14 protein-coding genes are annotated in these 22,017 nt (G+C 40.3%); 11 read left to right on the top strand and 3 right to left on the bottom strand.

The genetic code is table 11. The annotated features are described in order from the left end of the window. Window positions 1-185 precede the first annotated feature (185 nt). On the top strand, window positions 186-1,379 hold the full coding sequence (locus tag IMZ31_RS18480; RefSeq protein WP_207528698.1) for a class I SAM-dependent rRNA methyltransferase: 1,194 nt from the start codon (window positions 186-188) through the stop codon (window positions 1,377-1,379). 107 nt (window positions 1,380-1,486) lie between these two features. On the opposite strand, the gene IMZ31_RS18475 is transcribed toward IMZ31_RS18480, so the two are convergent. Continuing rightward, on the bottom strand, window positions 1,487-2,548 hold the full coding sequence (locus IMZ31_RS18475; protein WP_207528697.1) for an NAD(P)/FAD-dependent oxidoreductase: 1,062 nt from the start codon (window positions 2,546-2,548) through the stop codon (window positions 1,487-1,489). Window positions 2,549-2,935: 387 nt separating this feature from the next. On the opposite strand from IMZ31_RS18475, the gene glgB reads away from it, so the two are divergent. The 6 genes from glgB (at window position 2,936) to IMZ31_RS18445 (ending at window position 13,028) form a co-directional block, all read left to right on the top strand. Then, window positions 2,936-4,828: a 1,4-alpha-glucan branching protein GlgB gene (gene glgB / locus IMZ31_RS18470; protein WP_207530467.1), complete on the top strand. Its 1,893-nt coding sequence runs from the start codon at window positions 2,936-2,938 to the stop codon at window positions 4,826-4,828. Further along, on the top strand, window positions 4,825-5,985 hold the full coding sequence (locus IMZ31_RS18465; protein ID WP_207528696.1) for a glucose-1-phosphate adenylyltransferase: 1,161 nt from the start codon (window positions 4,825-4,827) through the stop codon (window positions 5,983-5,985). Before glgB ends, IMZ31_RS18465 begins: the two co-directional genes overlap by 4 nt. Window positions 5,986-6,000: 15 nt before the next feature. Next, window positions 6,001-7,107 (top strand): glucose-1-phosphate adenylyltransferase subunit GlgD, encoded by a 1,107-nt coding sequence (gene glgD, locus IMZ31_RS18460; protein WP_207528695.1) that lies wholly within the window; start codon window positions 6,001-6,003, stop codon window positions 7,105-7,107. An 80-nt stretch (window positions 7,108-7,187) separates the two neighbouring features. Next, a complete protein-coding gene (glgA, locus tag IMZ31_RS18455) occupies window positions 7,188-8,627 on the top strand; it encodes a glycogen synthase GlgA (protein ID WP_207528694.1) in 1,440 nt (479 codons plus the stop codon). 24 nt (window positions 8,628-8,651) lie between these two features. Then, window positions 8,652-11,093, top strand: coding sequence for a glycogen/starch/alpha-glucan phosphorylase (locus IMZ31_RS18450; protein WP_207528693.1), 2,442 nt, complete (start codon window positions 8,652-8,654; stop codon window positions 11,091-11,093). A 21-nt stretch (window positions 11,094-11,114) separates the two neighbouring features. Next, a complete protein-coding gene (locus IMZ31_RS18445; RefSeq protein ID WP_207528692.1) occupies window positions 11,115-13,028 on the top strand; it encodes a glycoside hydrolase family 13 protein in 1,914 nt (637 codons plus the stop codon). 117 nt (window positions 13,029-13,145) lie between these two features. Here IMZ31_RS18445 and IMZ31_RS18440 read toward each other — a convergent pair whose 3' ends face one another. Both IMZ31_RS18440 and IMZ31_RS18435 read right to left on the bottom strand, forming a co-directional pair. Beyond that, complete coding sequence (locus IMZ31_RS18440; RefSeq protein WP_207528691.1) at window positions 13,146-14,213, bottom strand: DmpA family aminopeptidase; 1,068 nt, start codon at window positions 14,211-14,213, stop codon at window positions 13,146-13,148. A gap of 81 nt (window positions 14,214-14,294) precedes the next feature. Next, window positions 14,295-15,449, bottom strand: a complete 1,155-nt coding sequence (locus IMZ31_RS18435; RefSeq protein ID WP_207528690.1) for a DUF2515 family protein — start codon at window positions 15,447-15,449, stop codon at window positions 14,295-14,297. A 300-nt stretch (window positions 15,450-15,749) separates the two neighbouring features. On the opposite strand from IMZ31_RS18435, the gene IMZ31_RS18430 reads away from it, so the two are divergent. From IMZ31_RS18430 to IMZ31_RS18415, 4 genes are all read left to right on the top strand, one after another. After that, window positions 15,750-19,547 carry a pullulanase gene (locus tag IMZ31_RS18430; protein WP_242705733.1) on the top strand — a complete coding sequence of 1,266 codons (3,798 nt, stop codon included), beginning with the start codon at window positions 15,750-15,752 and terminating at the stop codon, window positions 19,545-19,547. Window positions 19,548-19,673: 126 nt separating this feature from the next. After that, window positions 19,674-20,105, top strand: coding sequence for a prepilin-type N-terminal cleavage/methylation domain-containing protein (locus IMZ31_RS18425; RefSeq protein ID WP_207528688.1), 432 nt, complete (start codon window positions 19,674-19,676; stop codon window positions 20,103-20,105). Window position 20,106: 1 nt separating this feature from the next. Then, window positions 20,107-20,529 carry a PilW family protein gene (locus IMZ31_RS18420; protein WP_207528687.1) on the top strand — a complete coding sequence of 141 codons (423 nt, stop codon included), beginning with the start codon at window positions 20,107-20,109 and terminating at the stop codon, window positions 20,527-20,529. A 4-nt stretch (window positions 20,530-20,533) separates the two neighbouring features. After that, on the top strand, window positions 20,534-21,988 hold the full coding sequence (locus tag IMZ31_RS18415) for a DUF7305 domain-containing protein (protein ID WP_207528686.1): 1,455 nt from the start codon (window positions 20,534-20,536) through the stop codon (window positions 21,986-21,988). Window positions 21,989-22,017: the final 29 nt, after the last annotated feature.

Genomic DNA, 22,017 nt, shown 5'->3' with positions numbered 1-22,017 from the left:
TTTTATAATATGTCTGTATGTGAGTCAATGAAGCGCTTACGGTACATATTTGTACTGTACCCAATAGCTCGTTCTTCTGATATGATGGGAAACATCGGTATGAAACGGCTGAAACAGCGTCATAATTTGAATAAGCTAGGTTTACTAAAGACTAGGTACACATCTCTAGCAGATTGGGTGAGAATATGAAGAAAGAAATTAAATTAAAAGTTAAACATGACTATGCAAAAAAGGTGAAAGAAGGGTTCCCTTTAATTGAGAAGGAAGCCTTAAAGAATGCTGAAATTCTAAGTGAAGAAGGGCAAATCCTTCATTTAATTGATGAGCGTGGTCGTTTTATAGGAAAAGGATACTATGGAGAGCAAAATAAAGGATACGGCTGGATGCTAACACGACAGCAAGATGAAGCCATTGACCAATCGTTTTTTGAAAAGAAAATTGGGATTGCCCTTCAAAAACGTAGCGACTTTTTCAAAGATGATTCTACAACGGCTTTTCGGATCTTTAATGGGGAAGGAGATGGCGTAGGAGGCTTGACGATTGATTACTACGAAGGCTTTTACGTGGTGAGCTGGTACAGCGAAGGGATCTTTGCTTTCAAGAACCAAGTCCTTAAGGCTCTCCAGCAGCTGGTTGATTATAAAGGAATCTATGAGAAGAAACGATTTAATACAGGTGGGAAATATATCGACGACGATGATTTTGTAACTGGCGAGCGCGGCGAATTTCCAATGATCGTAAAAGAGAATGATGTTCAGTTTTCTGTGCATTTGAATGAAGGTCCAATGACAGGTGTGTTTTTAGATCAGCGTGAGGTGCGTAAGACAATTCGCGATCACTATGCGGAAGGGAAAACGGTTTTAAATACTTTCTCTTATACAGGGGCATTTTCTGTTTTCGCAGCCCTTGGCGGAGCACAGAAAACAACAAGCGTTGACTTAGCTAACAGGAGCTATCCGAAAACGGTCGAGCAATTCAGTATTAACGGAATTGATTACGAAGCACATGATATTAAGGTTATGGACGTATTTGAATACTTCAAATATGCGGTGAAGAAGCAATTAACCTTTGACATGGTTGTCCTTGATCCTCCAAGCTTTGCCCGTTCTAAGAAACATCGTTTCAGTGCGGCGAAAGATTATAAAGACTTGCTCAAACAAGCCATTGCGATAACAGAAGATAACGGGATTATTGTCGCATCAACGAACTATAGTGGCTATGGCATGGGGAAATTTAAAGGGTTTGTTGAAAAAGCCTTTAAAGAAACAGGCCATCGTTACAAAATTGAAGAACAATTCACCCTCCCCTCAGACTTTGCGACGACCAAAGAATATAAACCAGGAGACTACTTGAAAGTTGTCTTCATTAAGAAGCTATAATCCTGTAGCATCTTAAGATATTATGTTTCCTAAGCCAAGTTGAACGTAAGGTGGGCCTGGAAAATATAAAGACGCTTAGAGTATTCTATACTCTAAGCGTCTTTCACTTAGTGTCTTCTATGGAGCCACAGCACACCTGATTTTGCGAGGCGTGGTAATAGTCCTGTTACAGGCTTTTGCATCATGTTCCCAAACCCATCTGATTTTCCTAAGGAACCAAGAGAACCTTTTAATTTAATTTCTTTTGGCTTATCGGGCTCTTTTCCGTTATAAAGGGCTAATAAAATGGCTGCAATGTGTTCCCCTTGCTGCCCTGCTAATTGGCCACTAGGAGAATAATTCGATGAAGCACAATCTCCAACGATATATACATTTGGCTGTTCAGGTACTTGATAGTAATCGTTGATGATGATTTTCTCTTGTGGATCTTTCTCGAATGGTAAGGCACGAACTAGTTGGTTAGGTCTTACCCCTGCTGTCCAAATGGTTACGTCATTTACAAAGCATATCCCATTGTTACATACGCCGTCACGCTCTACGTACTCTACATTTGCATGATGAATGACTTCTACATCATTTCGTTTGAACCAATCTTCTACATACTCTTGAATTTTTGGGTCAAAAGGTCGAAGAACGGTTTCCCCACGGTCCAATAACCGAATATTTAAATCGGGACGGCTCTCACGAATTTCAGATGCGACCTCAATTCCGCTTAATCCTGCCCCGACTACAGCTACCTTCCCATGTGCATTAAGGTTTCCTACTTCGTACCCGGCTTTCCTTGCTTTCTTGAAGGTTTGTACACTCTGCGTATATTCAGGGGCACCTTGTATACCGTGGTAGTTGTCCTCACACCCAAGACCGATGACGAGATCATCGTATGGAACAGGATCTGTATGTTCACGAACGACAATGTGCTGATTCTGAATATTAATCTCCATAACCTCTCCAAATACATAATCAACTTGATCATGTTCTGGGAAATCAATACGCACTTCTCTATCTGCTTTCGTCCCAGCAGCTATTGCGTAAAATTCGGTTTTAAGTGAATGGTAAGGATTACGGTCTACCATTGTAATATGAACGTCTTTTGGCAACCCACCGTCAAGCATATCTTGTAGAATCTTTAACCCACCGTAGCCGCCACCGACGATTACTAATCTTTTCATAACGAAACACCACCAATTCATAGTCACTACTATACTATTAGAAAACGCTTACCCCTTTAAAGGTTATCAAAAACAAAAAAGGAAGACTAGAAAAACTATCAGAAAATTGAAATGTAACTGTAATATTTTATTATGATGAAGAATGAGAGAGCCGAAATCTCTATTATTAAGTACATTCAAAGGAGAAACGATAGCGATTCCCTATATAACGATATAAGTAAACATTTTTCGACAAAACTTTCAGAAATTTTTAATAACTATTTATTGTAATGGCCTTGAGTGGATTCTATAATAACAATAAGCATAGATTGTAAGATGTTTTACAAATAAAAAATCCTCTTACACAGAGAGAAAAGGGTGAGTGATAGTTTGGTCACTTCGACAACCATGGATCACGATATCTATTTATTTCACCAGGGAAATCTACGTTATGCCTATCAACTTCTTGGTGCTCATATGGAACAACAAAATGGTCAAGATGGGGTACGGTTTACGGTCTGGGCGCCGAATGCGGTAGAAGTAAACGTAGTCGGCACATTTAACGACTGGGATGGACGACAACACCCTATGGAGAAATTGAATGAAAATGGCCTATGGTCTACATTCATTCCTGATTTACAGAAAGGTACTATTTATAAATATGAAATTTTAACGCCTCACGGGCATTTACAATTGAAAGCAGACCCCTATGCTTTCTCAAGCGAGTTAAGACCCAATACAGCTTCTGTTTTACATCCTTTAGGTCATTACGAGTGGAATGATCAATCGTGGATGGACCAAAGAAAAGAAACTAACCTCTATGAATCACCTATATCTATTTACGAGCTTCACCTTGGATCTTGGAAAAACATTGAACCTGAAGTCTTTTATACATATCGGGAGTACGCAGACATGGTCATTCCGTATGTGAAAGAACTTGGTTACACACACATTGAACTTCTTCCTCTTACAGAACACCCCTTTGATCGTTCATGGGGATATCAAGCAACAGGATATTTTGCGGTAACCTCCCGTTACGGAACGCCTGATGATTTTAAATACTTTGTAGATCAATGCCACCAGAATGGACTTGGTGTTATTTTAGATTGGGTTCCGGGACACTTTTGTAAAGATCAGCATGGTTTACGCAGGTTTGACGGGGAACCTCTCTATGAATATAGCGATCCCATGAAGGCTGAGAAGTCACAGTGGGGTACTCTTACGTTTGATTTTGGGCGCAATGAGGTTCAAAGCTTTCTTATTTCTAATGCGATCTATTGGCTGAGGGAATACCATTTGGATGGTCTTCGTGTAGACGCTGTAGCGAGCATGCTCTATCTTAGCTTTGGTAAAGAAGATGGAGAATGGCAACCCAATGAGTACGGTGGGAGCGAAAACCTAGAAGCCGTTTCTTTTATTAAAAAGATGAATGAAGCCATATTTGAAGAGGTACCGAATGTCCTTATGATGGCGGAGGAATCTACTTCGTGGCCATTAGTTAGTGCGCCTACTTATGTAGGAGGGCTTGGCTTTAATTATAAATGGAATATGGGCTGGATGAATGACATGTTGAAGTACATGGAGATGGATCCAATTCATAGAAAATACCATCATAACTTAATTACATTTTCTTTGTTTTATGCTTTCTCTGAGAATTTTGTATTGTCGATTTCTCATGATGAGGTTGTACATGGTAAGAAATCGTTACTCAATAAAATGCCTGGAGACTATTGGAGAAAGTTTGCCAATCTACGTGCGTTCTTGGCCTTTATGTATGCACATCCGGGTAAAAAACTACTATTTATGGGATCTGAGTTTGGTCAATTTGATGAGTGGAAAGACATGGAGGATCTGGACTGGGAGCTATTAAACTTTGATGCTCATGCTTCTATTAAGCAATACATGAGTGATCTTCATAAACTTTACAAAGATCATCCAGCTTTATGGGAGATGGACCATAAAGAGGAGGGCTTTGAGTGGGTTGATCCGAATAATTATGAGCAAAGTATCGTCTCCTTTATTCGTAATAGCCGTTCAGATGATCAGTTGGTCGTGATCTGTAATTTCACCCCAGTTGTTTATCACGATTATAAAGTAGGTGTACCATCAGAAGGGCTCTATGAAGAGATATTCACAAGTGATGATGTGCAGTTTGGTGGCTCAGGTCAGGTGAATGACATGCCGCTCCATACGAACTCTATACCGTGGCAAGGTCAGGGACAACACGTCACGATGACCATCCCGCCACTTGGTGTAAGCTTCTTGAAAAGAACTTCTTTACTAGAGGAGGACAAGTCTTGAAAAACAAAGAATGTGTAGCGATGTTGTTAGCTGGTGGCCAAGGAACACGGTTAAAGTCTTTAACGAAGGAACTGGCTAAGCCTGCTGTATTTTTTGGTGGAAAGTACCGTATTATTGATTTTCCTTTAAGTAACTGTACGAATTCAGGTATTGATACGGTTGGGGTCCTTACCCAATATGAACCATTAGTTTTAAATCACTACCTTGGCATTGGATCACCTTGGGATTTGGATCGGAAATATGGTGGTGTTTCCGTATTACCACCTTACATGCAAGCAGAGGGCGGAGGATGGTATACAGGTACAGCGAATGCGATTTACCGCAATTTAAAATTTCTCCACCAATATGATCCTGAGCATGTATTAATTCTATCAGGTGATCACATTTATACGATGGATTATTCTTTAATGCTTGATTATCATAAAGAGCAAAACGCAGATGCTACTATTTCTGTGATCGAGGTGCCTTGGGAAGAAGCAAGTCGATTCGGCATTATGAATACAAAAGAGAATGGTGACATTGTAGAGTTTGATGAAAAGCCTGCTTATCCAATGAGTAACTTAGCTTCTATGGGGGTTTATATCTTTAAGTGGGATGTGTTGAAGGAGTATTTAACTGCGGATGATGCTAATCCAGATTCTTCTCATGATTTTGGTAAGGACATTATCCCTGCTTTACTTCAGGATGAGAAGAAATTAAAAGCCTATACATTTGAGGGATATTGGAAAGATGTTGGGACAGTAGATAGCTTATGGGAAGCCAATATGGATTTACTGAAAGAAACGCCTGATTTAGATTTGAATAACTCTTCGTGGAGAATCTATTCAAAAAATCCAAATCAGCCCGCTCAGTACTTAGCCTCCACATCTAGTGTCCGCAACGCGCTCATTAATGAAGGGTGTAAAATTTACGGAACAGTAGATACGTCCATCTTATTTTACGGTGTACATGTGGGAGAGGGAGCGGTTGTAAAAGATTCTGTGATTATGCCGAACGTAAAGATAGGTGAAAATGTACAAATTCACCGCGCTATTATATCTGAAGGTAGCGTTATTGAAGATAACAGTGTGATTGGTGATCCTGCGTTAGGCAGCGAAATAACCCTTGTTGCTGAAGAAGGAAGCGTTATGGCGAACAGTTATGCAATGACTCAATAAGTAGGGGGAAATGTTATGGAACGAATAGCGGGTATTATTAATTTAGATCATGAACAGGATATGCTAAATGAGTTAACTTATTTCAGGTGCGGAGCGGCCGTTCCTTTCGGCGGGCGCTATCGTATGATTGATTTCACCGTATCAAACATGACAAATTCACGCATTGAGTCTATTGCAGTATTCGCTCGTCGAAAATATCGTTCTCTGATGGATCATCTTGAACAAGGAAAAGCGTGGGATCTCGACCGTAAGCGTGGGGGATTATTTATCCTGCCACCTGACTGGAATGACCCAACTGATATATCAAAAGGTGACCTTCAGCATTATCATAATAATATCGATTTTTTACGTCGCACTTCAGCAGAATATATACTCGTTTCAGGATCTCAACACATTTGTAATATCGATTTCCAGGAGGTACTGAAAGAGCATAAAGAAATGAATGCAGATGTAACCGTTATTTATAAAAAGGCTGATGAAATGATGCCTGAATATCAATTGGCTCAGAAGTTGAATATTGGTGAAGGGAACCGAGTAGAAGCCTTTCATAACGAGCATTATAATCCGAACGTTTACATGGAAATGTTTCTAATTAAAAAGAGCGTGTTACAAGATTTAGTGGAGAAGGCTATTGCACATGGACATTCCCACTTTTTCCGCGATGCCATTAAAGGTCATATAACTACAATTCATGTCCACGCCTATGAATACAAAGGCGCACATGCTCTTGTGAATTCATTAGAGAGTTATTACCGAAACAGTACGAATTTATTAAAATCAGAAGAGCACGATCGTCTGTTTAAAGATGATGCACCTATTCTGACAAAGGTGAAGAATGAAGCGCCTTCGAAATATATGCAAGGTTCTGATGTGAAGAACACATTAGTCGCTAATGGATGTGTAGTAGAAGGTCATGTGGAGGATAGCATTCTCTTCAGAGGTGTAAAAGTAGGCAAGGGGGCTGTCATTAAAAACTCTGTAATTATGCAACGATGTGAAATTGCAGATCACGCAGTATTAGAAAATGTCATCCTTGATAAAGATTGTACCATCTCAGAAGGTAGAACCCTTATTGGAGCGCCTGAAAAACCATTTGTTGTAGCAAAACGTAAAACAATGTAAAAGGAAAAGGCGGGGCTGCCTAATCTCCATACCGGCAGCCCCTTTACTGTTTTCTATACATTTTAAGAGGAGTGATTAGCATGAATGTATTGATGATTGGATCAGAGTGTACACCCTTTATTAAATCAGGAGGACTAGCTGACGTATTAGGATCGTTGCCCCTGGCGTTGAAAGACCAAGGAGCTGACGTACGGGTTGTGTTGCCAAAGTATCAGGAGATGAAAGACGAGTGGAAAGATAAACTAACACTTATTGATACACTCACCATTCAGTTAGGATGGCGTCAACAGTATGCAGGGATAGAATATTTAGAGTACGAAGGAATTCCGGTTTATTTTGTGGATAATGAGTATTATTTCAAACGCTCTAATTTATATGGGTATGAGGATGAAGCGGAGCGTTTTGTTTTCTTTAATCGTGCCGTTATGGAGATGGTTCGCGTCTTGGATTGGAAGCCAGAAGTTCTTCATTGCCATGATTGGCAAACGGGATTGATTCCGCTCTTTTTACACACTCACTACAAAGAAGATCCTGTATTTGAAGGTATGAAAACTGTTTTCACGATCCATAATCTTAAATATCAAGGTATCTTCCCTCAATCCGTTCTACATGACTTAATGGATCTGGATGAACGTTTAATGACGGTCGATGGTATTGAGTTCTTTGGAAATATTAGCTTCATGAAAGGAGCTCTAAATTTCTCAGATACAATCACAACGGTTAGTGAAACTTATGCCGAGGAGATTCAAACACCTTATTATGGGGAAAACCTAGATGAAGTACTTCGCAAACATTCTCACCGACTTACTGGCATTGTCAATGGCATTAACCTCCAAGACTATAACCCTATGAAAGATGAATCACTTGCTTTCCCGTATCGTAGTTCACTAATAAAGAAAGCTCAAAATAAAATGTGGCTTCAAGAGAAGCTGGGACTTCCGGTTGATCAAACGATTCCGATGATTGGGATTGTTTCTCGTCTAGTCGAGCAAAAAGGATTTGACCTTATTGGAAGAATCTTAGATGAATTGTTGGAAGAAGTGGATGTTCAAATTGTGCTGTTAGGAACAGGGGAACAATATTATGAACAAATGTTTCAGTGGTTTGAACATAAGTATCCAGACAAAATCTCAGCCAACATCACCTTTAGTGAATCGTTATCTCGACAAGTATATGCAGGGAGTGACCTCTTCTTGATGCCATCTCGTTTCGAGCCGTGTGGCATTGGACAGTTGTTAGCTCTACGTTACTTAACTGTACCAATCGTTAGAGAGACAGGTGGTCTTGTAGACACTGTGCATCCATTCAACGAGGTCACAGGCGAAGGGAATGGGTTCAGCTTCACAAACTTTAATGCACACGATATGTTATTTACCATCCGTCGCGCCATTGACATTTATCATGATCAAGCAACGTGGAAAAGTTTAATAAAGAACGTCATGAAAAGCCAATATTCCTGGGAGAATTCTGCGAAGCAATATATGGACTTATATCAATCGATGCAAAAAGTATATGTTTAACGCATCAGAATGGAGGATCCCAGTATGTTCAGCAGTAAAGAAGAGTTTAAAGAGGCTTTTGTTAAGAATTTAGAGTCTGAAACTGGTAAAACAAAGGATCAGGCAACAGAACAAGATGCATATCGTGCTTTGAGTCATTTGGTACGCGAAAGGCTCCTTAAGAAATGGAAGGAAACGGAGCAAACCTATCAAGCTTCTGGTGAAAAGCAAGTCTATTATTTCTCTATGGAGTTCTTGATGGGACGCTTACTAGGGAACAACTTACTAAATATGGGAGTATTAAACGTAGTAGAGGAAGGGCTTGTTGACCTTGGTCTTACAATGCCTATCCTAGAAGAATCCGAAGCAGACGCCGGACTTGGAAATGGTGGACTCGGTCGTTTAGCAGCTTGTTTTCTAGATTCATTAGCCTCTCTCGGATTGGCTGGACATGGAGTTGGACTCCGTTATAGAAATGGTATGTTTACACAAAGATTCGTAGATGGAAATCAAGTTGAACTCCCGGATCATTGGTTACAAGATGGGTATATGTGGGAAGTGAGACGTGAAGAAGAGGCTGTAGAAGTGCAATTTGGTGGAGAAATTGAGTCTTTTAAAGATAAAGATGGAGACCTCCATTTCACTTATAAAAACAGCCAAAGAATTCAAGCGGTCCCTTACGATGTCCCTGTAGTAGGATACCAGGAAGAGGCAGTAAATACGCTCCGATTATGGAGTGCAGAGCCTTCAGAAGAAGATTTGTTAACAAAGGCTCATATCGAACAGGCGCACGGGAATTTTATTGGTCATCAGCGGGATTTAGAAGAAATTACATCATTCCTCTATCCAGACGACTCTCATGACGATGGGAAAAAATTGCGCCTAAAGCAAGAATACTTCCTTGTTTCTGCTGGATTGCAAAGCATTATAGCCCAATTTGAAGATTTAAATCTTCCTTGGACTGACTTCAGCAAGAGAGTTGCCCTGCATATTAATGATACTCATCCTGCTCTAATCGTACCGGAACTAATGAGAATTCTTATGGATGTTAAGGGGTTAGGATGGGAAGAGGCATGGTCGATTACCCAATCTTCTGTCTCTTATACCAATCACACGACTCTAAGTGAAGCACTTGAAACGTGGCCAGTTGATGTAATACGTACATTGCTACCGAGAATCTTTATGATTATTGAGGAAATCAATGAGCGTTTTTGCCAATCATTATGGGAGCAAGACCCAGGGGACTTTGATCGGATTGCTCAACTCGCTATTATTGCAGATGGGACCGTCAAAATGGCCCATTTATCCATGGTTGGGAGTCATAGTATTAATGGTGTCGCCAGGCTTCATACTGATATTCTAAAGAAGCGCGAAATGAAGGCTTTTTACGAGGCATTTCCAGAACGCTTTAATAATAAAACGAATGGGATCACACATCGCAGGTGGTTGCTTCATGCGAACCCATCTCTTGCTGAACTCATTACCAATACGGTAGGAGAAGAGTGGAAACGTCAACCGAATAGGATGAAGGAGCTACTAGCTTATCAGGAAGATGGGGCTTTTTTAGATGAATTGCATCAGATCAAACAGCAGAACAAGCTCAATTTAGCTCAATGGATTGAGAAGGATCACGGGATTACAGTAAATCCGGACTCAATATTTGATGTTCATATTAAACGACTTCATGGATACAAGCGTCAATTCCTGAATGCCCTTCATATTATGCATTTATATAATGAACTAAAAGCAAATCCTTCAAAAGAAATGACACCAAGGACATTCATTTTTGGAGCAAAAGCAGCTCCTGGGTACTATTTTGCTAAAAAAGTTATAAAACTAATTAATACCATTGCCGAAGTGGTGAACCATGATCCTGACACGAAAGATACGATTAAAGTCGTGTTTATGGAGGATTACTCCGTATCGTTAGCTGAGAAGATTATACCTGCAACAAATGTTAGCGAACAAATCTCTACAGCTAGCAAAGAGGCCTCTGGCACAGGGAATATGAAGCTTATGATGAACGGAGCTCTTACGCTTGGTACGATGGATGGAGCTAATGTAGAGATTCATGAAGCGGTTGGGAACGATGCCATTTATACCTTTGGCCTAAGCTCAGAAGAAGTGCTCAGCTATTACCAAACAGGGATTTACGATGCCATGGAGATGTATAATCACGACAAACGGATTCGTCGGGTTGTGGACCAACTCTATCACTATAGTCCTTTCTCAAAAGGGGACACTACGTTTCATGAGTTATATCATGCTTTAATTACACATAACGACGAGTACTTCTTGCTAAAAGATTTCAATAGCTATGTGGCGGCTCAAGAAGAGATTAGCCATGATTACTTGGATCAACGAAAGTGGAATGAAATGAGTTTATTGAATATTGCTCATTCCGGTGCGTTTTCAAGTGACTATACCATTCAGAGCTATGCAGATGAAATATGGAAGATCAGTGAAGCAAAAATGCTGAATGGATAGGTTTTGGGGGAGGGAGCCCAGGTGAAGCATTTGGATATATATCATAATAGTTTTGAAACCGTCTATCGTGATCCATTTGGTGCAGCGCCAAATGGATCACATGTAAAATTGAGTATTGACGTGCATCACCGCCAACATGTATCACGAGTGAGTCTCCATTATATTTATGATCAAACAAATGAAGAACATATTAAGGAAATGGACTTATACAGTGAGGAACACCAGTTTAGTGGGTTTGAAGTGACCATTACAATGCCTGAGCAACCTCAACTAGTCTGGTATTTCTTTGAAATTGAAACAGAAGACCGCTCCTTATATTATGGTCGTAAAAGTGCCGAAGAAAGCGGAGAAGGTATGGTGTATGGGGATAATCCCCCTTCTTGGCAAATCACCGTTTATGACCCCTCCTATCAAACACCAGACTGGTGGAAAAACGCTACAATGTATCAAATATTTCCGGATCGATTTCGTGCCTCTGGGGATATTGAAATGACGAAAGCCCCTAAAACGAGCCTTATTCATGCCCATTGGGATAATGATCCTTACTATATTCGCAATGAGCGAAGAGAAGTTGTAAGGTGGGACTTCTTTGGGGGGAACATTAAAGGGATCATTGAAAAACTTGACTATATAGAGTCTCTTGGTGTAACAGTCATTTACCTGAATCCGATCTTCGAGGCGGAAAGTAACCATCGATATGATACAGGAGATTATCATAAAATCGACCCTCTCTTAGGGACGAAAGAAGATTTTGAAGAGTTGATTAAAGAGGGAAAAGATCGTGGCATTGAAATTATGCTTGATGGTGTATTCAGCCATACAGGCAGCAACAGCATATACTTTAATCAGCGCGGAGAATATGATTCGGTTGGAGCCTATCAATCTAAAGAATCCCCTTATTATTCGTGGTATACGTTTCACCAGTATCCAGATGAGTATGATGCCTGGTGGGGTGTGGGAACGTTACCAACACTGAATAAAGAAGATAAGAGTTATCAGCATTTTCTTGTCCATGATGAGGATAGCGTCATCAGAACATGGCAACGATCAGGGATGAACCATTGGCGTTTAGACGTAGCAGATGAGTTAACGGACGATCTAATTCGTATGATTTATCAAAAGCTAAAAAAACACCAGCCTGATAGTGTTCTTTTAGGAGAAGTGTGGGAAGATGCATCAAACAAAACTGCTTATGGAAAGCGGCGAGATTATTTTCTCGGAGGCGTCTTGGACTCTGTTATGAATTATCCTTTAAGAGCACTTATGCTCGATTTTATTCGTGGAGAGATGGACGCAATCACACTGCATACCCGACTTGTTACATTGCGGGAGCATTATCCAAAAGAATATTTTTATGCTGTGATGAACATGCTCTCAAGTCATGACGTAGAGCGGATAAAAACCTTATTAGAAGAGGCGTTGCCTGTTCAATCAATAGATGAAAAGGAAAAACTTATCTCTAAACAGCTTAAAGCGTTGAGCTTGTGGCTTTATACTTTTCCGGGAGTGCCGTCTTTGTATTATGGAGACGAAGCAGGTTTAACTGGAGGAGAAGATCCAGATAATCGAAAGTCTTATCCATGGGGGAGAGAAGATCAAGATCTTCTGAACTGGTACAAAATGATGGGATCTATTAGACGTGAACACCAAGCTCTTCGAACAGGGAGTTGGGTTTCGAAAGCCCAGGATCCTGATGTATATATGTTTGTTCGCTCAATTGAAAACGGAGTAGATGAATTCGGAATGGAAGCATCAGATGAAGAGTTGATGTTTGTTTTTAATCGAAATATTAATGAAGAGAAATCAATCACCGTACCGGCTAAAAAGGGAAGATGGCAGGATATTTGCCATAAATCTGTATATAAAACCAAAGAGAATACATTATCTCTCACCCTTTCATCAAGCGAATGTATGCTGCTTAGACGTTTGCATTGATCTAAGCCCTATTTATTCACAACAAGTTAGGAAGTTTTACTTCTTTAATCGTTCAAAATTAAAACGACCAGAGTCGAGTTCTGGTCGTTTTTATATGTTTATCATGAGGTAGTTAGACTATTGTTCAAAAGACAGCCCATGCCGTTCCATTGCTTCTACAAGAGACATCGCTTCACGCCCGTCTCGCATAGTAGTCGTTTCAGCTGTAACGAGTGCATTAAGTATTGCTTCTTCTGTCGCTTCTCCAACTGCTCGAAAAGCAGGGTTTAAATCTTCTTCATGAACAGAAGATATGGATATTGGTACGGTTGGTTTATCGTGAGGGATCTTTGTGGCGGTGGAAAATCCAATAGCAATATCCCCGCTTCCATGAGCAATGGTCGATCCTGTTCTGGCTAGTCCAGTACTCGTGCGTTTAATGATTCTGTTTAGCTGACGGTCTGTAACCGGGAGGTCTGTAGCCACAATAATCATAATGGATCCTCGATCAGGTTCATTTGGAGAGTGACTCAAGTGGTCATGTATGGATTGTCCAACGGGAGTGCCGCTCACGTTTAAATCCTCCATTTGACCAAAGTTAGCTAAAACGAGAACGCCTATTGTATATGTTCCATGGGTGAGATCTATTAGGCGGGAAGAAGTCCCAATACCACCTTTTAATCCATAACATACCATCCCGCGCCCAGCCCCAATTGCTCCTTCCTCGAATGTCGCAGATGCTGTCTCAATCGCTTTATACACATGTTCACTAGTAACCGCTGATTCTCGTATATGATTAATGAGCATGTCATTGCATTCACCTACTACAGGGTTCACTGTCCCTGTTGTTCTACCTATCGTTTTATTATGCTCTAATATGTATTTTGTGAGCCCCTCAGTAGCTGCCCCAATACTTAACGTATTCGTTAATAAAATGGGAGTCTCGAGAGTCCCTAACTCGTTTAATTGGACAGTCCCTACTGTTTTACCAAACCCGTTAAGGACATAGGAAGATGCGATTAGTTTCTCATGAAACGTGTTTCCCTGGTGCGGCATAATCGCCGTTACACCTGTTTTCCACTCTTGATCATCGATGGTTGCATGACCCACCGTAACCCCGGCTACATCTGTAATACTATTGTTCTTCCCCGCTTCTAAACGACCTATCTTTACTCCGTAATCACGTATCCTTTTTTTGCAATGCAAAGACTCACTTCCTTTATCATGCTTTCCTTACCCCTTCTTCATTAAGTAGTAAATTCCTTTATTTCTTGTTACGTTGGTTGTTCACTCCCTCCTGTGGAAGATAATCTGCTTAGCTGCTACAGCCAGTTCAATTTTACTCAGTGCTTCACAATGAGCTTCTTTTATGTTTTCTTCTGTTGAAGTAGGAGGTGTAAGTAAAGGTGAAGCAAGGTCCCAATGAGTAAACCAATCATCTGGAGAAGATGGGGAATGGTCTATTATTTCCCAGGCTATGTTTAAAGGTGGGCTGTATATACGAGTAGCTCCTTTTCGTATTCGGCAGCGTTCAAGCTTAATGGAAAGCTTTCCTGGTGGTGATTCCCGAACGGTATGGAAAAGGTGCGGCCAATAATCTTTTCGTGATCCGGTGTGAGGGTGTTTCTCTGCCCAATGAACAATTGAGCGTAACCGCTTAGAGTTGGAGAAAAGAGTTGCATAAAGTTTTTTTCCAAAATTGATACGACTTGAAATGGAAGCGAATTGATAAACGGTATGTCCACTAAAATGAATTTCTTTTTGTTTCCCCTTATTGGCATATGGAAATAATATTTGAGTTAAACCGAGCCATTCTTGTATTTTAAAATCTAAGGTGTCCAAAACGGCTTGTTTAAAAAAAGGGTTATGGATTACCCTTTTCTCGATATAGTGTTGTTCATTCATGATAAGTGCAGTAGACAAAATGGAACGGTCTTGTTTCTCTAGAAAGGAGTTCCATATTGGTTCCATGAAACAGGATACGTTAAATTGTGTTAGTAAATGAAATAAGGACTGATTATGTTGAAGGCTATAGTGATAGAGAAGGAGTTGAGGAAATGCATCTTGGAAGATTAGCCAATTTGCTCGTTCTAAAAGCCTGAAGTAGTTCTTTTGCTCCTTCTCTGATAGAAGTTTAGACAACCATTCTCCCTTTAAGTCGGTCATACTCCAACCACTGTTTCTTGAAACAAGGTGAGCTAACAGAGCCCACTCGATTTCAGGATAGGTGTTATAAAATGATAGGTATTGATTCGTTCGTGTGATATTTGATTCATTGTGAGTTTGAGTAGCTATAGTGATTTCGTCTACAATGCTTTGTTCGAATGCTGTTAAAGGTTGAATGGAGTTGTGTAGCAGATCGTCTTTAATTGTCTTCATTTTTAGAGCATTCATCAATTCCTTTGTAGAGGATTGAGGTTGTTTTTTCCATAATGGAAGCAAAGAGATCTCCCCCTATAAACAGTTGCTAATCCATATGTATGGCAATATTTAAAAAACATGATTAAAACTAGTTTGTAAGCCAAATATACTAGTTGGTAGTCAAAAGTAGGATTTACAACATATCTATATTTTGGTTTAATATGGATAACTTTATAGCTTCGCTCCTGCTCTAGTAATAGATTCAGATAACGTTACTAGTTTTTAAACCACTTTTGTGCAAACGCTTTCATTTTATTTGCAGTAAACTTTTTTTGTCACTGTCTTAATCTTATAGATAGTGGAGGCGAAGGGTTGCCTAAAATGAAATCGATTGCACTAGGGCGCCGTTATAAGGAAATTCGTTCATGGGGAAGGGGAGGCTTTATGAAGAAAGCTTTCAGAATAGGGATTGTAGTAGTTTTGCTTCTAAGTATGGCATTAACACCGGGAGTTACATACGCTATGACAGATGAAAAAGGTCATGGGAATGAATCAGCAATTGACCTATGGAAGCCAGAAGGAAATAAACAATTGGTAACGCGTGCTGAGTTCTATCATATTTTGAATAACACCTTTCTATTTAGTGACACAGAAGAAGTTCCTTTCAAGGATGTAAATGGAGGTTGGATCGAAAGTGCAGTGGCAAAGGCAATGGCAGCTGGATATGTATCGGATACATCGAAGCCCTCTATTCGCCCGCAACAACCTATTTCAAGAGGAGAGTTTGTTAAAGTGATGACTACTGTTCTCGAAATGGATACAGAGGGAAAAGGAGAGCATGTCACGTTTAAAGATAGAAAGCAAATGGACTCAGAAACTCTAAATGCGGTTGGGGCGATGGTTGAAGCCGGATATATGAAAGGGTATAACAATAACAAGTTTCATCAAAATAAAAAGATTAAACGATCTCAATTGGCTGTTATACGTAACCAGATCTTCGATGTAGTAGCTAACAAGCCGGAGGCGTATTCAGGAAAAACCATTCATGGAAACGCTCTGATTGCCACAAATGAGCTATCTTTAACAAATATAGTCGTTAAAGGTAATCTCTATCTCGCTCAAGGAGTTACTGTTCCTGAAGGGTTAGAGGTAGAGGGAGATATCATTCTGGTGGGACCTGGGGATTATGAGGAACAATCGGAAGTACCAGAAGGCACTCTTCGTATACACTATCAGAATGATCAGGAATCGTATGAAGACTTAGGTGTGTGGATATGGAATGATGTGACTTCACCGACAGAAAATTGGCCTAAAGGAGCTCTGCTTTTTGAAGGAACAGATGAGTACGGCGCATACGTGGATATTAAATTAAAAGAGAATGCGCAAAATGTTGGTTTCTTAGTCGTAAATCGGGGAAGTGGAGAGAAACAGCTAGAAGATCAGAGCGTACAACTTACAACGCCCGATAAAAAGGAAGTATGGGTGCAACAAGGAGGAAAAAAGGTGCTCCCTTATGAACCGGTAGAACTTGAGGAAAATGAGGTTCGCATTCATTACGTTCGAGAAGATGAGACATACGACAATCTAGGTATTTGGATTTGGGAAGATGTTAAAGAGCCTAGTGAAGATTGGCCAATGGGTGCCTTGTCGTTTGATGGAGTGGATGAATACGGCGCCTATGTTGACGTTACTTTAAAAGAAGATGCTAAAGAATTAGGTTTCCTTGTACTAGATAAGGAAAGTGGAGAAAAAGAGGCAGGAGACAAGGTGTTCTCCTTGCTTGATCAATATAATCGCCTTTGGATCCAAGAAGGGGATAATACGGTTTATACCTCTCCTTATTGGGAGACCCCTACAGGACTTGTATCAGCTGAGGTACTCTCACAAGACAAACTTCTGTTAAGTTATACAATGACGAAAGGACTAACAGAAGGTCAGTTACAAGATGCGATTACTATTGTTGATAAAGAAGGTGAGGATGTACCGGTTGAAGGAGTTACAATTGTTGATGAGACAACCGTAGAGTTGGAGGTTTCCATTACACCTGAGATGGCACCATTCGAAGTTACGTATGCTGGGCGTACGGTTTCAGCAGATGTAGGCTGGCGAATGATCGATGAGCTTTATTCCTATGAAGGGGAAGACCTCGGTGCTACGTATCACAATGGTGATGCAACAATGAAGCTGTGGGCACCAACAGCAAGTAACGTGGTTGCGACATTTTATGATAAAGAGAATTGGGATGAATCCATTGGCCGGATGACTCTGACAAAAGGAGATAAGGGCGTTTGGACGTTGGATGCAAAAGCAACTGATTTAGGGATAGATGACCTTAGAGGGTACTATTACCAGTATGAGGTTACGAATAATGGAGAAACGAAAACCGTTTTAGATCCATATGCGAAGTCTATGGCTCCTTTTACTGTCGACACGAAAGGAGAAGCGGGGCCAGATGGGGACAAGACAGGGAAAGCAGCTATCGTTGATTTAAGTCAGACGAACCCTGAGAACTTTACCCATGCAGACATTCCGGGATTTGAGAAACGAGAAGATGCTGTGATATGGGAAGTGCATGTAAGAGACTTCACGTCTGACCCATCTATTTCAGGAGAATTAGACAATCAGTGGGGCACATTTAATTCCTTTAGTGAAAAGCTGGAGTATGTAAAGTCATTAGGTGTCACACACGTTCAAATTCTGCCTGTAATGGCCTGGTATTACGGGGATGAAACAGCAATGGATGAGAGAGAGCTCGAATATTCTGCGGCGAATAATTCATACAACTGGGGTTATGATCCTCATAACTACTTTTCCCCAGACGGTGCTTATTCTGAAAACCCTGCAGATCCAGAACAAAGAGTGAAAGAGCTAAAGCAAATGATTCACGAAATTCATGAAGCAGACATGGGTGTCGTATTAGATGTCGTATATACCCATATGGCTAAATCCGACTTTCTAAACGATATTGTTCCAGACTATTATTTCTATCAGGATAGCGATGGGAATTTTATTGGAGGGTTTGGGAACAATCTAGCAGCTAATCATAAGATGGCTGAGAAGTTAATGGTTGATTCTGTTAAATATTGGTTTGACGAATATAAAATTGATGGAATGCGTTTTGATATGATGGGAGATGCCTATAACGAATCGATCCAGAATGCTTATAATGCAGCTGCAGAAATTAACCCTGATGCTCTCTTCATTGGTGAAGGGTGGAGAACCTTTGGTGGTGCAATAGCAGAACCAGCTCTAGAAGGGCAAGGTGCGGACCAGGACTGGATGGATGAAACAAATGACGTTGGAGTGTTCTCTGATGAGATGCGTAACGAGTTGAAGTCCGGTTTTGGTTCAGAGGGAGAACCGCGTTTTATCACAGGTGGTGCTCGCTCGATCGATACAATCTTCAACAATATCAAAGGGCAGCCATCCAATACACCAGCAGATGATCCAGGTGATATGGTGCAATATATAGCAGCCCACGACAACCTGCCTCTATATGATGTTATTGCGCAGTCCATTCAAAAGGATCCAAGTATTCCAGAGAATCATGAAGAGATTCATAAGCGCATTCGTCTAGGGAATACGATGGTATTGACTTCACAGGGCACCGCGTTCCTTCATGCTGGCCAAGAGTATGGAAGAACAAAACAGTGGTTTGGTGAAGGAGTACCTGAACAGAAGTATCACGAGCTTACAGATGAAGAAGGGAATCTGTTTGGGTACTTTATCCATGATTCCTATGATTCATCTGACGCCATTAATATGTTCAACTGGGCCAAAGCTACAAACGAAGAAGATTATCCAGTCAGTACAACAACAAAAGAGTTCACAGCTGGATTAGTTAAATTGCGTCAGTCTACAAACGCTTTTCGATTAGGTGAAATGGAACTGGTTAATGAAAATGTAACAAGAATAGCTGCACCTGAAATCCAGGATGAAGATTTAGTTGTAGCATACAAAGCTCAATCAACAGATGGAACTGGCTCCTATTATGTGTTTGTTAATGCAGATAGCGAGACTCGAAACCTTACGTTAGATACGGACTTAACGAAAGGCACAGTTCTTGTCGACAACGACGAAGCAGGATCTCAAAAAGTACAGAGTCCGAGTGGATTTGAATTAACAAGTGATTCCATTACGTTAGATCCATTAACAGCGATCATTGTTAAAGTAGAATGATAGTCGTATAGCCAACACCTTACTAGGTGTTGGCTTTCTTTTATTGAGAATATAAAAGAGGTGGGGGAATATGGTACGATAGTAGTAATAAAGTTTGTGATTCAATAAAGAAGGATGGTTTGTCAGATGATGTGTAAAATAAACAATTTTAAATCTGAACGTGGAATCACACTAATCGAAATTATTGCCTCTATTGCGATCCTAGCCATTATCATTCTTGCCTTCCTGCCCATGTTTACCCAAACAATGAAAACTTCATCCATTTCAACAGATGTATTAGATGCCACCTATTTAGCCCAGTCTAAAATGGAAGAAGTGTATCACTTAAGCACTACCTACACATTTGAAAATGCCAAGAGCCAAGTGAAAAATATGAATCTAGTAAAAACAGAAGATAACTGGTACCACTATGAACAAATTGTAAATGATTATTATGTATACCTCTCGATTAAAGAGCCTCAAAACGAGCTATCAAACGTTTTAGTGAAAGTGTATAATGATGCGACAAAATCCAGGTTAGAAGCTCAGATGGAAACGATCTATAGGTGGGAGAACTGATATGAGAACGTCACTTAGAAATGAAAAGGGTGTAACGTTAGTTGAGTTATTAGCGGCTTTAGCACTTTTAGGAATCGTCATTCTCTTAATTAGCAATGCTCACATGTTTGGACAGAAGCAATTTGTCAGTCAGTCAGCTCAAATTGAAAACGAATCTAATGTTCGTTACGCCATGAATGTTATTACGAAAGAAGTGAGGAGAGCTGAAACGGTTTCAGTTTCTTCAGACACCCTACAAACGAATTCCCATGCGTTTGAACTTAGAGGAAAGAACTTATATAAGGGTGAGTCTGTACTGGTTGAAGATATTGAAGAATTTTCAGTTCAAGAAAAAAGTGGAAAGATTACAATTACAATCAAGAGTTTTCCAAATGAATTTGAAAAGGTTGCTACACTTTCAACCGATCTTTATATAAGGGAGTAATCGTATGGAAAAACAGAATAGGTGGAATGAACAAGGAATGGCCCTACCTATTGTCCTTATGGTATTCGTAGTATTATCTGTTTTAGGTCTGGGTTTAATGGGACTTGTGTTGAATAATACAAAAATGACGTCTGGTGAGCGGGATTACCAGGCTTCCTTTTACATAGCAGAAGCAGGGATCACGCAGAAAATGAAAAATGTAGAGGACCGAATCACTTATTATTATAAGAACACAGATAAACTGGGCGAATTTTATAATCAATTAGAAAGCGATCTTATACGAACGACTACAATTGATTCATTCGAAAAAACGTTTAACGAACAACCTGAAGCTAATATAACCATAGAAAAAGTGAATAATCAAAACCCAAGAACGTACCGCATCCTTTCAGAAGGGGTCATTGGGCAGCGATCAAGGACTGTAGAGAAATTTTTCTATGTAAATTGGAAAGAAAAAGGTGGTCTCTCTATCCCGAGTAATATGGCAGTGTTTACGGAGACTACTATTTCCCTTAAAGGGGGCGCGACTATTAAAGGGAACGTGGGTACAAATTCGGGTTCTTCTGGTACGGTATCTTTTAGTGGGGGGACCTCAGTTAATGGAGATATTTATGTTCCTAAAGGGGCAGAAAATAGAGCCATAGATGCAAAGGATTACATGAATATACCGCCACCCATACCTATGGATGAGCCCGTCCCATTTGAACTCCCGCCTTTTCCTACCTATCCCCAATATCCCGTTTATCCTGATGAGAGAATTGGTACACAACACAATAAACACGATGTTATAAAAGACGGTAAGCTAAAGGTAGACAGTTGGTTGGCAGAGAATTATACGCTTGATTTAAAGGAAAGTGCTACTTTTTCAGAAGTTAAGCTGGGTAGTAATTATACGTTGAATATTGATGTAGGAAATAAGGACAAATCCCTTGTGATCGGGCATCTTAATGTCAGTAACGGTCATATCAATATTAAGGGTTCGGGAAAGTTAACGATCTATGTACAAGATGAGATATCAATGGGGTCTGGGAGTACCATTAATCAAGGGGGTGCAATTAGCCAGTTAAATGTGTATTTAAGAGATTCTCATAAAGCAAGAAAAGTAAAGCTTTCTGGAAATCAAATGATATATGGTTCTTTATATGCTGAGACTGCTGATATAGAACTTACTGGAGGCGGTGGTTTCCAGGGCCATATTTTCACTGGTGGAGACCGGATGAAAATATCTGGAGGTGCAAGAACGTATTCATCTATTTTATATGCTCCGAATGCAAGCTTTACTATTGCAGGGGGTGGGAAGGTTCAGGGGACAGTTCTATCCTCTTCTTTTAATGCGAGCGGAGGTGCTTATGTAGAATACAAGGAAGCTGACCTGTCTCATATCCCATTTACACCGAGCGGTGGTGGAGACGTACCAGAAGATCTTGTCATTTCGGAGCCGCTACGAGAGTCAGATTAGAAAAGGAGCTTGTTCATTTACAAGCTCCT

This window comes from Pontibacillus sp. ALD_SL1 (assembly GCF_017355605.1).
The sequence above is the reverse complement of the archived record's forward strand: the minus strand, read 5'-3'. Positions and strand labels throughout refer to the sequence as shown.